This window comes from uncultured Desulfovibrio sp. (assembly GCF_944324525.1).
Lineage (GTDB): Bacteria > Desulfobacterota > Desulfovibrionia > Desulfovibrionales > Desulfovibrionaceae > Desulfovibrio.
In genome coordinates this window covers 1-12,786 of record NZ_CALUWS010000022.1, presented here as the reverse complement: position 1 = coordinate 12,786, position 12,786 = coordinate 1, and the positions used below count along the sequence as shown (strand labels likewise).

General features: G+C 67.9%; 13 protein-coding genes. All 13 read left to right on the top strand.

Features of this window, described 5'->3' with window-relative positions:
• The first annotated feature begins 353 nt into the window (after positions 1-353).
• Positions 354-1,769 (top strand): terminase family protein, encoded by a 1,416-nt coding sequence (locus Q0K12_RS07145; protein WP_297261464.1) that lies wholly within the window; start codon positions 354-356, stop codon positions 1,767-1,769.
• A gap of 1 nt (position 1,770) precedes the next feature.
• Entirely contained in the window at positions 1,771-2,382 is a 612-nt protein-coding gene (locus tag Q0K12_RS07140; protein WP_297261462.1) for a hypothetical protein, read from the top strand.
• A gap of 46 nt (positions 2,383-2,428) precedes the next feature.
• Positions 2,429-2,641 (top strand): hypothetical protein, encoded by a 213-nt coding sequence (locus Q0K12_RS07135; RefSeq protein ID WP_297261460.1) that lies wholly within the window; start codon positions 2,429-2,431, stop codon positions 2,639-2,641.
• A 12-nt stretch (positions 2,642-2,653) separates the two neighbouring features.
• Complete coding sequence (locus Q0K12_RS07130; RefSeq protein ID WP_297261458.1) at positions 2,654-4,543, top strand: portal protein; 1,890 nt, start codon at positions 2,654-2,656, stop codon at positions 4,541-4,543.
• On the top strand, positions 4,540-4,863 hold the full coding sequence (locus Q0K12_RS07125) for a hypothetical protein (RefSeq protein ID WP_297261456.1): 324 nt from the start codon (positions 4,540-4,542) through the stop codon (positions 4,861-4,863). The genes Q0K12_RS07130 and Q0K12_RS07125 overlap by 4 nt, the downstream gene beginning before the upstream one ends.
• Positions 4,856-5,389 (top strand): hypothetical protein, encoded by a 534-nt coding sequence (locus tag Q0K12_RS07120; protein WP_297261454.1) that lies wholly within the window; start codon positions 4,856-4,858, stop codon positions 5,387-5,389. Before Q0K12_RS07125 ends, Q0K12_RS07120 begins: the two co-directional genes overlap by 8 nt.
• Before the next feature lie 96 nt (positions 5,390-5,485).
• Positions 5,486-6,478 carry a major capsid protein gene (locus tag Q0K12_RS07115; RefSeq protein ID WP_297261452.1) on the top strand — a complete coding sequence of 331 codons (993 nt, stop codon included), beginning with the start codon at positions 5,486-5,488 and terminating at the stop codon, positions 6,476-6,478.
• A gap of 102 nt (positions 6,479-6,580) precedes the next feature.
• On the top strand, positions 6,581-7,012 hold the full coding sequence (locus Q0K12_RS07110; RefSeq protein ID WP_297261450.1) for a hypothetical protein: 432 nt from the start codon (positions 6,581-6,583) through the stop codon (positions 7,010-7,012).
• A gap of 147 nt (positions 7,013-7,159) precedes the next feature.
• Positions 7,160-7,753, top strand: coding sequence for a hypothetical protein (locus Q0K12_RS07105; RefSeq protein ID WP_297261448.1), 594 nt, complete (start codon positions 7,160-7,162; stop codon positions 7,751-7,753).
• Positions 7,754-8,239: 486 nt separating this feature from the next.
• On the top strand, positions 8,240-9,715 hold the full coding sequence (locus Q0K12_RS07100; RefSeq protein WP_297261446.1) for a hypothetical protein: 1,476 nt from the start codon (positions 8,240-8,242) through the stop codon (positions 9,713-9,715).
• 2 nt (positions 9,716-9,717) lie between these two features.
• Positions 9,718-10,203, top strand: a complete 486-nt coding sequence (locus tag Q0K12_RS07095) for a DUF4376 domain-containing protein (protein ID WP_297261444.1) — start codon at positions 9,718-9,720, stop codon at positions 10,201-10,203.
• On the top strand, positions 10,203-10,481 hold the full coding sequence (locus Q0K12_RS07090) for a pseudouridine synthase (RefSeq protein WP_297261443.1): 279 nt from the start codon (positions 10,203-10,205) through the stop codon (positions 10,479-10,481). Before Q0K12_RS07095 ends, Q0K12_RS07090 begins: the two co-directional genes overlap by 1 nt.
• 3 nt (positions 10,482-10,484) lie before the next feature.
• Positions 10,485-12,566 carry a hypothetical protein gene (locus Q0K12_RS07085; protein ID WP_297261441.1) on the top strand — a complete coding sequence of 694 codons (2,082 nt, stop codon included), beginning with the start codon at positions 10,485-10,487 and terminating at the stop codon, positions 12,564-12,566.
• The last annotated feature ends 220 nt before the right edge of the window (positions 12,567-12,786 follow it).

Genomic DNA, 12,786 nt, shown 5'->3' with positions numbered 1-12,786 from the left:
AACCCCTCGCTCTGCTGTCGATGCCCGTAAGGCTCCTTCGTCGCCTAACGGGCACGGCCTGCGGCCGCCTTTCGGTCGCCGCCGGCGCGGGAGCGGGTTCCCCTTCCCCCCAAGCCCCCATCCCTTCCCCAGCGCGCTTTTATCAGGGGAGGATACGGTGGACGAGGTTTCCCCTAAGGGTAAGCATAGTTTGTATACATGACTTATCTAATATACCTAAATAATTTGTAAAATTTGTGAAAACCGGCCGTGGAACATTTCCCGTTTGAAACGCTCCGCGCTTCAAACCATACGGCCTCGCGTTTTGCCTTTGAAAAAAGGCAAAACGTTCCAACCTCAGCCCGGAAAAACGCATGTCCCACGTCATCCCCTACTGTCCGCGCCCGTTGCAATGGCAGTTCCATAGCCGGCGTACCCGCTTCTGCGTGCTGCTCTGCCATCGCCGTTTCGGCAAGACCGTGGCCGCCATCAACGATCTGCTGCGGGCGGCCCTGCGTTCCGGCCGGAGCGACTGGCGGGCGGCCTATGCCGCGCCCTTCCTGGGGCAGGCCAAGGCCGTGGCCTGGGATTACCTCCGCCGTTTTGCCGGGGCCGTGCCGGGGACACGCTTCCATGAAAGCGAACTGCGCTGCGATCTGCCCACCGGGGCGCGCATCCGCCTGTACGGGCTGGACAATCCGCACGCCCTGCGCGGCCTCTACCTTGACGACATCGTGCTGGACGAACCGGCGGACATGCCCCGCAGCGTCTGGTCGCAGGTCATCCGGCCCATGCTGGCCGACCGGCAGGGGCGCGCGCTCTTCTGCGGCACCCCGCACGGGACGGACAACCTGCTGCACGATGTCTGGGAGCAGGCCGGACGGGAAGGCGCGGCCGGCGGCTGGAGCCGCTTCCGCTTCCCGGCCTCGCAGACGGGCTACCTGCCCGCCGCCGAACTGGAGGCCGCCCGCCGCAGCATGGACGAGGCCGAATACCGGCAGGAATTCGAATGCTCCTTCGCGGCGGCCGTACGCGGGGCCTATTATGCGCCCCTGCTGGAACAGGCCGAGCGCGAGGGCCGCCTTGGCGACGTGCCCCATGCGCCGGAACTGCCCGTGCACACGGCCTGGGACCTCGGCATGGATGACGCCACGGCCATCTGGTTCTTTCAGGTGGAGCCGGGGGGCGTCTGGCGGGTGCTGGATTATTACGAGGCCAGCGGCGAGGGGCTGGCCCACTATGCCCATGTGCTGGAGAGCAAGTCCCGGCCTGCCGGGCACTCGCCCGGGCTGTCATCCGGATTGTCATCCGGACTGACGGCCGGACTGGCGGCCGGACTGGCGGCCGGACTGGGACCCGAGCCGTCGGGCAGCCTGGACGACGCCCTCCGCGGACGCGGCTTCCGCTACGGCCTGCACATCGCTCCCCACGACATCCGCGTGCGCGAGCTGGGCACGGGCAAGAGTCGTCTGGAGTCCGCCGCCGCTCTGGGCATCCGCTTTGTCACGGCCCCGGCCCTGCCCGTGGCCGACGGCATCGACGCCGTGCGCCGCCTGCTGGGGCGCTGCCGCTTCGACAGCAGCCGCTGCGCCACGGGACTGCGGGCCCTGCGCGCCTATCGCCGCCGCTGGAACGCCCGGCAGGAGCAGGCCGCCTCCGGCCCCCTGCACGACTGGACGAGCCACGCCGCCGATGCCCTGCGCTACGCGGCCGTGGGCTGGAGAACGGAAACGGATCTTTCCGCCGGGCCGCGCCGGGCCCGCACCCATTACGACATCTTTGGAGCCTGATATGGATACGCCCTACCGCTATCGCCCCGTCCTGCAACAGGCGGAACGCGACGCCCTGTTCTTCCGCATGCGGGAGGAAGGGCTCACCCCCTGCGCCATGTACGCCTGTCAGCGGCCCAGCCTGCGCCGCTGGCGGCACATCACCCGGCCCCGCCACGGCCTGCTCCTGGTCTGCGAACAGGCGGCCGCCACGCCATCCGCGGCGGTCTCCGCCCCTGCCGCCCCTGTCCTCAGGCCGTCGGACAGCACCGCGCCGCCCCTGCCGGATACCGACGGCATCCTGGCCGTAGGCCTGTTCAGCGGCTGGCGCGGACAGGTGGCGGAATTCGACTTCACGGTCTTCCGGCGGCACTTTTCCCAGGCCGTGCCCATCGCCCGGGGCGCTTTCCAGTGGATGTTCGCCCAGACGGACGTCTCCGCCATCATGGGTCTTTGTCCGGTGAGCAATGCCCACGCCTGGCGGCTGGCCACGGCCTGCGGCTTCCGCGAGCTGGCCCGCCTGCCGCGCGCCTGCTGGCTGGCCCGTCGCCGCCGCCATGTGGACGGCGTGCTGGTCTGCTGCACGCCGGACAGTCTGGCCGCCGCCGGACAGGACGATCCTCCGGCCGCCTGAGGCGGCCCTGTCTTCCCTTCACCATCATACGCCCAAGGAGGTTCTTATGGGATTTGGAGGAGGCCCCAGCACGCCCAGCGTCCCCGCCGTCACCCCTGCGCCCAAGCAGGAAGTGCAGAAACCCGTCACCGAAGCCGCCACGGCCGCCCGCCAGAGCCAGAAGGACAAGGCCAGCAAGGCCGCCGGCATCAGCGGCGCCATTTACACCAATCCGCTGCGTTCCGAAGGGGCGAGCGGCAAGACCCTGCTGGGTCAGTAGGAGAACGGTCACATGGCCCTTTCCCCCGAAAACCGCCCGCGCGCCCTCGCTGGGCCGCCTCCCGACCATGAAGGACTGGCGGCGCGGGCCGACGTGCCCGCTCTGGCCCGGCGCTGGCGCGCTCTGCTGGATCGCCGCTCGCCCTGGGACAGCGCCTGGCAGAGTCTGGCGGAACACTTCCTGCCCACGCGCTGCCGCCTCGGCCCGGAAGACGAGAACCGCCCCCTGCTCAACAAGCGACTGGTGGACGCCACCGGCATCCTGGCCATGCGCACCCTGGCGGCGGGCCTGCACGGCGGCATGACCAGTCCGGCCCGGCAGTGGTTCCGTCTCTCCCTCGATGATGCCGATCTTGCCGACAGTCGCGCCGGCCAGCTCTATCTGGATGAAGTGGAGCGGCGCATGCGTGTGGTGTTCCAGCGTTCCAACTTCTACAACGCCATGCACACGCTCTATGCCGAGCTGGGGACCTTCGGCACGGCCTTCGTCTTCGAGCTGGCCGACCCGCGCCACGGCTTCCGCTTCCTGCCGCTCTGCGCCGGGGAATATGCGCTGGATACCGATGCCGCCCGCCGGGTGGATACGGTGTTCCGCCGCTCGTCCATGAGCCTGCGGCAGATCGAGGAAGCCTTCGGCCCGCATGTCCTGCCGGACAGCCTGCGGCAGGCGGCGCGGCGCACGCCGGATCAGCGGCAGACGGTCATCCATGCCGTCTTCCCCCGGCGGGGACGGCGGCCCGGCCTGCTCACGGCGGCGGCCATGCCCGTGGCCTCGGTCTACTGGCTGGAAGGCAGGGAGGGCAATGCCACCCCGTTGCGCGTGTCGGGCTTCTGCGACTTCCCCGGTTTCGGGCCGCGCTGGGACGTGGCGGGAAACGAAGTCTACGGCCGCTCCCCGGCCATGGACGCCCTGCCCGACTGCCGCATGCTGCAACAGATGGGCATCACCACCCTCAAGGCCATCCACAAGGCGGTGGACCCGCCCATGAGCGTGTCCGCCGGCCTGCGCTCCGTGGGGCTCGACCTCACGCCGGGGGGCATCAACTATGTGGACAGCCTGCCCGGTCAGAACCCGCAGGCCGCCACGCCCCTGCTCCAGCTCAAGCCGGAGCTGGCCCAGTCCCGGCAGGCCATGCAGGCCGTGCAGGAACAGATCCGCGCCGGGCTCTACAACGATCTGTTCCGCCTCATCCTCGAAGGACGCTCCAAGGTCACGGCCAGCGAGATCGCCGCCCGCGAAGAGGAAAAGATGGTGCTCATCGGCCCGGTGCTGGAACGCCTGCACGATGAACTGTTCATCCCGCTCATCGACAGGACCTTCAGCCTCATGCAGCGGCTGGACATGCTGCCGCCCTGCCCGCCGGAACTCGTCGGACGGCGGCTCAAGGTGGAATTCGTCTCCCTGCTGGCCCAGGCCCAGAAGCTCGTGGGCAGCGGCGCCACGGATCAGTACCTCAGCCTGACCCTGCGGGCCGCGGCCGCCTGGCCGGAAGCGCTGGACAGTCTGGACGTGGACAACATGCTGGATACCTATGCCCGGAATCTGGGCCTGCCCGTGAGCATCACCCGCTCCCGGCAGGAGCGCGAACAGCTCCGGCAGGCCCGCGCGGAAGCCCAGCAACAGCAAAGCCTGCTCAAGCAGCTCGAACAGGCCGCGGAGCTGGGCAAGACCCTCTCCCAGAGCGAGATCACGCTGAGCGGGGAAAAACGGAACCTGCTGGACGGCATCGCCCTGGGCCTGCAGGCCCTGCTGCCGTCCGCCCTGCCCGGAACGCCCTCCGTCGCGCCAGCCCCCACGCCTGACCGTCCGTCTGGCCCGGCGGCCGAGACGGGACCCGCGCCGGGAACGACGGCAAACGCCGCGCCCGCACCTGCGGCGGAAACCGCGGGAGGCCGCGCATGAACAGCCCGACCGGCCTGTTCCCCCAGAACGAGGACGCCGCCGTGACCGTCCCCCCCGACGGGCTGCGGCGCTGGGAGGAGAACCTGCGGCAGGCCGCCGCCCTGCTGGCGGAAAACCGTCAGGGCCGCTCCCTGCTGCGCTGGCTGCTGACCTCTTGTCACTGCTTCGAAGCCAGCGACCCCGGCCCGCAGGATGCCCCCGGCAGCCTGTACGCCCGCGAAGGACGCCGCGTGCTGGGGCTGCGCCTCCTGCGGCTGGTGCAGGAGGCTTGTCCGGCCCGTGTGGCCCAACTTCTTACCCCGGAGGAACACGATGTCTGATGCCCCGTTCACCGTCCCGGAAACCTCGATCCCGACAAGCCCGACCCCGGAGACCGCTGCCGCGCCCGGCGGCGCGCTGCCCCTGCCGCCCTTCCTGCCGGGCGTGGACGATGCCGCCCCCGTCGCGCCGGAAGCGCAGACTGCCGATGCCGGACAGTCTCCGGCGGAGGCGCAGGAAGCCCTTTTCCGCCAGCGTCTGGAAGCGCAGGACAACAGCCGCCGCCAGCAGTGGCGGGAGCAGGTGGAACAGTGGCGGCGGGATGTGGCCGCCGACCCGGAAATGGGCGGCGACAGGCTGGCCGGGACGGTGGCCCGCGCCCAGCTCGCCCTGGAACGCTTCGACACGGACGGCAGCATCGGCCGTCTGCTGGAGGAAAGCGGCTACGGCAACCATCCGGCCGTGATCCGTTTCTTCAACCGCATGGCCGACGGACTCATGGAGGACAGCCTGCCGCAATCCCGGCCCGACCTGCCCCTGCAGCCGCTGGAAGAACGCATGTACGCGGGCTGGAGCTCGCGTCCGTAAGCCCCGCGGCAGGGAACGGCCCTGCCCGTCAACTCCCCTGCCCGCCCTCCGGCACCCCTCACTTTTCGTACCCTTTTCCTTTCAGGAGGTTTTCTCATGGCCAATTCGTCTCTTGGTTTCGTCGTCACGCTGGCGGAAATGGAACAGTTCTACCGCGGCGAGAAGGCCGGCCAGATCATCGAACTCATGAACCGCACCAACGACATCATGGATGACGTGCCGTGGATGGAGGCCAACCAGTCCGACGGCCACCTGACCCGCATCCGCACCGGCCTGCCGGAGATCTACTGGCGCAGGCTCTATCAGGGCACGCCGCCCGCCAAGTCCCAGTGGTCGCAGGTCAAGGAGAGCTGCGGCATCCTGGAAGCCATCATGGAGCTGGACGTGGAAGAGCTGCGCCTCTACGGCAGCCGCGACAAGGCGTTCCGCATGAGCGAGGGCATCGCCTTTGCCGAAGCCATGCGCCAGAAGGTGGCCTCCACCCTCTTCTACGGGGACAGCAACCTCAATCCCGACGCCTTCAACGGGCTGGCCATGCGCTATCCGGCCAAGGACGCCGAAAATGTGCTGGATGCGGGCGGCACGGACGAAGGCGGCTGCACCTCCCTCTGGCTGGTCTCCTGGGGCGCGCAGGCCGTACACGGCATCTATCCCAAGGACAGCACCGGCGGCCTCTCGCACGAAGACCTCCATACCTACATGGCGCAGGACGACAACGGCCGCAAATATCAGGTCACGGGCGACAAATACAACTGGCGCTGCGGTCTTGCCGTCCGCGACTGGCGGGCCGTGGTGCGCATCGCCAACCTGCCGGTGGCCGCGCTCGGCAAGCGCAAGGGCGAGGAGGGCTTCATCGATCTGCAGAAGCTGACCATCGAGGCCAAGAACAAGATGCCCCAGCACCTGCGCCAGAAAGCCATCTGGTACGGCAATGCCGACGCGCTGACCGCGCTGGAACTCCAGAACTCCGACGCCGGACAGGTGCAGCTCCAGTACGGCGAATTCTTCGCCGCCCAGGCCGTCCCCGTCCTGCACGGCCGCCCCGTGCGCCAGTGCGACGCCATCCTTTCCACCGAACAGCCCGTTTAGACTGTTCCACCAAGGGGCATTTCTTTCCGAGACTCAGCCCTCGGGCCGTCACGCCGCCGACGGGCCGTTTCCCGCCACCTTCCAACCACAAAGGACAGCATCATGGCCATTATCGACAGCACGTCCGTCTTCCATGAAGGCCCCCTCACCGCCGAGACCGACAGCCGCGCCGTGCCGCTCACGGCCCTGCGCCTGCCCGGCCGCATGGAGCCCATCCCCTTCCGCATCAGCGTGCCCGAAGCCTTCGATCCCGCCGAGCTGGACACGCTGGCCATCACTCTGCAGGAGGCCGACAGCAGCGACGGCTCGTGGACGGACGTCCCCGACGCCAGCCTGACCATTGCCGGCACGGCCCTTACCGCCGGCGCGCGCGTGGGCTGGCGGCATGTGCCGCAGGGCGTGCGCAAGGGCTGGCTGCGCCTGCACCTCGTGCCCACGCCGCAGTCCTCGCAGACCGTCAGCAAGGGGAGCCTTTTTGCCGCCCTCACCCGTGAGGAGGATCTGCCCTACGAGCCGGCCCTGCAGGTCCGCTAGAGCATTTCCCGTTTGAAACGCGTTGCGTTTCAAAGCATACGGCCTGGCGTTTCGCGGAAAAAGCGCGCTTTTTCCGCTCACTTTCGGCCGGGCGGCGCTGTGCCGTCCGGCCCATCCCCGCCCTCTCCCCTCACTGCGAGACGACGTATGAACACCCTCAGTCAAATGGCCATCTGGAACCGTGCCCTCGGCTTTCTGGGCACGCGCAGCGTGGCCTCGGAACGGGAAAATACCCCGGAGGCCATCCAGTGCCGCCTTTACTGGGACAGCGCCCGGCGGCAGGTGCTGCGGGATTTCCCCTGGCCCTTCGCCCAGCGGCGCGGCTGGCTGGCCCGCCTGCCCCTGCCGGACGGCTATGAGCTGGAATTCCGCTACGCCTATGCCTTGCCGGAAAACTGCCTCAAGGCGCACGAAGTCCGGCACAAGGGACGCCACAAACGCCCCTTCGCCCTGGCCCGGCACACCGAAAGCGAACGCCCCATGCTGCTGACCGATGCGGCCCGCGCCCTGCTCCTCTACACGGAGGACGTACGCAACTGCCAGCTTTTCGACGACCTGTTCGCGTATATGCTCTCGCGCAAGCTGGCGGCACAGGTCGCCGTCTCGCTGCTCAAAAACAACACCAGCAAGATCAACGAGCTGGAACAACTCTACGCGGCCAGCCTGCCCCAGGCCCGGCAGGCCGCCATGAGCGAAGGACGGGAGCCGCCCCTGCGGGACAGCTGGCTGGACGCCCGCTAGTCGGAGTAGTGGGGGGAAGGGAAACCCCTCCGCCGGCGCGGGAGGGGATTTCCCTTCCCCCCACGCCCCCCATCCTTTCCCCAGCGCGCTTTTACCAAAAAAATGAAACAGCATCGTGACGCGCAGGCCCGACCTCACCGACGATCTTCGTTCCATGAACAGGAAGACAGGACAGCAGCGCGCGACCGAATGGCGGCCTGAAAGGCCGTGCCTGTTGGGCGACGCAGGAGCCTTACAGGCATCGACAGCAAAGCGCGACCGAATGGCGGCCTCTCTTTTCCTTTCACGGCTGGCAACGGCAAGGGAAGGCCGCCATGCCGCGACGCCGCATCATCCCCCATGTAAAGCGCGCGGGGGAGGGGTTGGGGGCCCCCTTACCCCCTCGGGAAAAACTCTCCCGCAACCCGTCCTGCCAGTGCCTGCCGCAGCGCGAAGGACCATAGTCATGAACAGACGACCTTACCGGGATACCAAGGAGCAGCCCCTATGACCATGCCCTCCAGCGTCAGCCGTGCCCGTTATGAAGGCAACGGCACGGCGACGCGATTTCCCTTTTCTTTCAAGGTCTGGGAGACATCCCAGCTCAGCGTCACCCTTACCCGGCCGGACGGCATAAGCAGTGCCGCCGAAGGCTGGACGGCCAGCCTGGACGAGGATGGCGGCACCGTCACCTATCTGCATGAAGGCTCGCCTCTGCCTGAGGGCTGGCTGCTGGCCATCACCCGCGACATGCCTTTCACGCAGGAGATCGACCTTGTGAGCGCCACCCGCTTTGACCCGGCCGTCATGGAGGACGGCCTGGACATGGCCACGGCGGAGCGGCAGCAGTTGCGGGAACAGCTTTCCCGTTCGGTCATCCTGCCGCCCACCAGCGACAAGAGCCCGCTGGAAATGGTCAACAGATTGCTGGAAGCCGAGAAAAATGCCGTCAATGCCGCCCAGAAGGCCGAAACGGAAGCGGATACGGCGACGGAACAGGCGGGACGGGCCGAAGCGGAAGCCGATGAAGCGACGCGGCAGGCCGACGCTGCCGCTGATTCCGCCCTGCTGGCCCGGGCCTGGGCCGAATCCCCCACGCCGCCCGACCCGGACGATCCCGCGAGCAAGTCGGCGAAGGAATGGGCACGCATCGCTTCCGACACGGTGCCGCTGGCCACGGCCAGCCTGCCGGGCAAGGCCTGCTTCCCGGCGCCGTTCACCATCGGACAGAACGGCGCTGTGGGCATACGGGGGGCCACTGCCCAGCAAAACGGCATCTGCCGCCTTGCCACGGCGGCGGAGATTGCCGCCGCGACCGCCCCGGCCACCGTCGCCCTGCCCGGCAACGCCCTTTCCCTCACGGCGCAGGCGGGAAAGATCCCGGTCTATGGCGCGGGGGGCAAGCTGCCTGTCCCGAGCCTGCCCTCCGTGATCTGCAACACCCGTCTGGTGCTGGCCGCGTCCAATGCGTCATGGGCTTCCCCCGTGAGCGGTTGGGCCCGCATAACCGTCATCGGCGGGGGCGGCGGAGGCTGCAAGGGACACAGCGACGGGACAAGCGTCATGGGCGGCGGGGGCGGCGCTTCCGGCGAGTGCCGCATTGATTTCCGCTATCTGCAGAAAGGCACCAAATATCCTGTCACCGTCGGCGCGGGCGGGGCCATCGGCGAATATAGCGCCGGAGGGACCGCCGGGGGGGCTTCCGCCTTCAACGGCATTACGGCCGGCGGCGGAAAGCCCGCCCTCGGTTCCGAAGGCGGGGCCGGCACGACCTATTCCTTTCCCGGCACTCGCGGCGGCTACAATTCCTTTTCAAGTCCCTATGAAGCCCTTTCTTCCGGCGGCACCGGCGGCGGCTTCGGCTACGGCCGCGGGGGGAACGGCGCGAACTGCTACAAAAACAGCGGCTCGGCCAACAACGCGAGCAAGGGAGCGGCGGGAGCCGTCATCATCGAATACTACAACCCCAGCAAAGGAGCCTGATCATGCCCACGTTTTTCAGCCCGGACGGGAACCCCGAGATCTGGGACGAATGCCCGGACGGGTATCTTTCGCCGGAAGAATGGGCCGCCGCCCATCCGGCCCCTGAGCCCGAGCCCCCCACGCTGGACGAAGCCCGCACCGAGGCTCTTGCCCGGCTCGCTGCGGCGTTCCTGGCCGCCGAGGCGGCAGGCAGGCTCATGTCCTCGGCGGGTTTCGTCATCGACGCCACGGAGCGCAGCAACCGCGACATCGAGGGCCTCATCACCAGCATGGAGGCCACGGGTGCGCCGGAAGCGGCCTTCTGCGCGGCGGACAACAGCTTCCATACCGTGACGCTGGAACAGCTTCGCGCCATGCGGCTGGAAGTCATTGCCTACGGGCAGGCCCTCTATGCCCGCAAATGGGAAGTGCGGACGGCCATTGAAAGTGCCGGGAGCGTGGCGGAGGTGCAGGCCGTGGACATCAGCTTTGAAGGAGTGGGAGCGTGATGGGATACGGCAAGCATCTTCTGGTGGCTCTGGATCAGCTCATCAACGCCGCGTGCGGCGGCTGGCCGGACGAGACCCTGTCCAGCCGGGCCTGGCGGCGTCATGTGGCGGGCCGTGGCTCGTGGCCCTGCCGGCTCATCGACGGACTCTTTTTCTGGGATACGGAGGAGCGCGGCGGGCGCGTCGCGCGGCACTGCCAGCTGAGCTACGAGAGCGAGCGGCAGGGACGGCAGCAGCCGCCGGAGCTGCGGCCGGTGACGGGAACAGGCAGGAGCTGAGCCATGCGCGTAGCCATACAGAACTTTACCGGCGGCGAGATATCCCCCATCCTCTCCGCGCGTTATGATCTGGCCCGTTACCGCAACTCCGTGGCCTGCATGGAGAACATGCTGCCCGGCCTGCACGGGGACGTCCGGCGGCGGCCCGGCATGCGCTTCGTGGCCGCGCTTGACGGCGACAGCGTCCTGCTGCCCTTCAGCTTCAGCGCCGAAGCGGGGCAGAACTTCGTGCTGGTCTTCGGCAACGGCACCCTGCGCGTGGCCGGCAGCAACGGTTTTGACGCTTCCGCCGGGGATGCCGTGCTTTCGACGCCCTATACCGGCGGGGAACTGCTGCATCTTTCCAGCGCCCAGGTGGGCGATACGGTCTATCTGGCCCACAACGCCCATCCCCTGCACAAGCTCATCCGGCGGGACAGCCTGCCGGCGGGCATGAGCGGCATCCGCTGTCATGGCTATGTCTGGACGCTGGAAAAGGTGGCCCTCAATACCTCGCTGGCCGCACCGGCACGCCCCACCGTCACCTTCTCCGGCGAAGGAGGCAGCTTCACCCTGCGTTACCGGGTGGCGGCCGTGGATTCTTCCGGCAATATCTCGCTGGCTTCCGCCACGGGCGAGTGCGTCAATGCCCGCCATCCTTCGGACTGGGTGCAGGGCAATTGCGCCACGCTCAGCTGGCAGGCGGTATCCGGCGCGGTGGAATACAACGTCTACCGGGAGGAGGCCGGATATTACGGCTTTATCGGCATCGCGCGGGGGACGAGCTTCATCGACAACAACTATCAGGCCGATACGTCCGATACGCCGCGGGAAGACTGGGACCCCTTCGCCGGGAACAACCATCCCGGCGTGGTGGCCTTCCACCAGCAGCGCATGGTGCTGGCCGGGACGCGCAAGCAGCCCCAGGCCTTCTACCTCTCCCGCAGCGGCGACTTTGAAAATTTCCGCAAGTCGCGCCCGCTGCAGGACGACGACCCGCTGGAATACCTCATCGCCTCCGGCTCCATCGACGCCATCGCCTGGGCGGCCAGCTTCGGGGATCTGCTCATCGGCACGTCCGGCAGCGAATACAAGGCCGCCAGCGGCGACGGCGGGCCGCTCACCCCCTCAAGCATCGGCATCACGGTGCAATCCTCCTGGGGGAGCGCGGGCCTTGCCCCCATCATCATCGGCAACTCCATCCTCCATGTGCAGCGGCACGGCGCCCATGTGCGCGACCTCTTCTATTCGCTGGAAAAGGACGGCTACGCCGGCAACGACCTCTCCATCCTCGCGCCGCATCTCTTTGAAGGGCACACCCTGCGGCAATGGGCCTACCAGCAGACGCCGGGCTCCGTGGTCTGGATCGTGCGGGACGACGGCCTGCTGCTGGGCTTCACCTACATGAAGGAGCATGACATCTGGGGCTGGAGCCGCCACCCCACGGCCGGGGCCGTCCGCTCGGTCTGCAGCCTTTCCGGCGAAAACGGGGATGACCTCTGGCTGGTGACGCGGCGCAACGTCAACGGCAAGCAGCGCTACTTCCTGGAAGTGCTGGCCCGACAATGGGGCGATAACGACGCCATCCAGCAGGCGTTCTTCGTGGATTGCGGCAAGACCCTCTCCCTCTCCGCCCCGGCGCGGCAACTGTCCGGCCTGGGGCACTTGGAGGGCTGCACCGTCTCGGTGCTGGCGGACGGCAGCCCCGTGGAAGGCTGCGTGGTGAAGAACGGCGGCATCGAGCTGCCCTATGCCGCGCGGACCGTGCAGGTGGGCCTGCCCTGGGCCTCCGTGCTGGGCCTGCTGCCGCTGGAAAGCGACGGACAGTACGGTTCGACCCTCGGCAAGCGCCGGTCTTACGGGCGCTGTACCCTGCGCATGCACCGCAGCGTGGGCGGCAAGTACGGACCGCACCGCGAGGAGCTGTATGATCTGCCGGTGCTGCCCGAAGTCTGGGGCAAGGCCTGCGAACCCTATACCGGAGATGTGGACTGCCTGCCCGGAGGCACGCAGGAAGCCCGCGCGAGCCTCTGGCTCGTGCAGGACCGCCCTCTGCCCTTCCATCTGGCAGCCGTGGTGCTGGATGTGGATTTTGGCGAAGTCTGACAGAGGCGCGTGCTCCCCCTCTCCTTTCCCAAAACTTTTGTCAGGGGACATGCCGGACAGCGTATCCCGGCAAGGCGTCGCCCGCCTGCCCCGTCCCCCGGCGGCATGAAAAAGGCATGCCTGACGGGAAGGTCCGAGATGAACCTTATGCGAGAGGGAGAGGGAAACCGTTTTGGAAAACGGTTCTCCCTCTCCCCCTCGCGCTCCCCCTCTCCTTTCC

Coding starts and splice junctions, on each gene's coding strand:
- Q0K12_RS07145 (WP_297261464.1), top strand. CDS start 354: ATGTCCCACGTCATCCCCTACTGTCCGCGCCCGTTGCAATGGCAGTTC.
- Q0K12_RS07140 (WP_297261462.1), top strand. CDS start 1,771: ATGGATACGCCCTACCGCTATCGCCCCGTCCTGCAACAGGCGGAACGC.
- Q0K12_RS07130 (WP_297261458.1), top strand. CDS start 2,654: ATGGCCCTTTCCCCCGAAAACCGCCCGCGCGCCCTCGCTGGGCCGCCT.
- Q0K12_RS07095 (WP_297261444.1), top strand. CDS start 9,718: ATGCCCACGTTTTTCAGCCCGGACGGGAACCCCGAGATCTGGGACGAA.
- Q0K12_RS07125 (WP_297261456.1), top strand. CDS start 4,540: ATGAACAGCCCGACCGGCCTGTTCCCCCAGAACGAGGACGCCGCCGTG.
- Q0K12_RS07135 (WP_297261460.1), top strand. CDS start 2,429: ATGGGATTTGGAGGAGGCCCCAGCACGCCCAGCGTCCCCGCCGTCACC.
- Q0K12_RS07085 (WP_297261441.1), top strand. CDS start 10,485: ATGCGCGTAGCCATACAGAACTTTACCGGCGGCGAGATATCCCCCATC.
- Q0K12_RS07110 (WP_297261450.1), top strand. CDS start 6,581: ATGGCCATTATCGACAGCACGTCCGTCTTCCATGAAGGCCCCCTCACC.
- Q0K12_RS07120 (WP_297261454.1), top strand. CDS start 4,856: ATGTCTGATGCCCCGTTCACCGTCCCGGAAACCTCGATCCCGACAAGC.
- Q0K12_RS07100 (WP_297261446.1), top strand. CDS start 8,240: ATGACCATGCCCTCCAGCGTCAGCCGTGCCCGTTATGAAGGCAACGGC.
- Q0K12_RS07115 (WP_297261452.1), top strand. CDS start 5,486: ATGGCCAATTCGTCTCTTGGTTTCGTCGTCACGCTGGCGGAAATGGAA.
- Q0K12_RS07105 (WP_297261448.1), top strand. CDS start 7,160: ATGAACACCCTCAGTCAAATGGCCATCTGGAACCGTGCCCTCGGCTTT.
- Q0K12_RS07090 (WP_297261443.1), top strand. CDS start 10,203: ATGGGATACGGCAAGCATCTTCTGGTGGCTCTGGATCAGCTCATCAAC.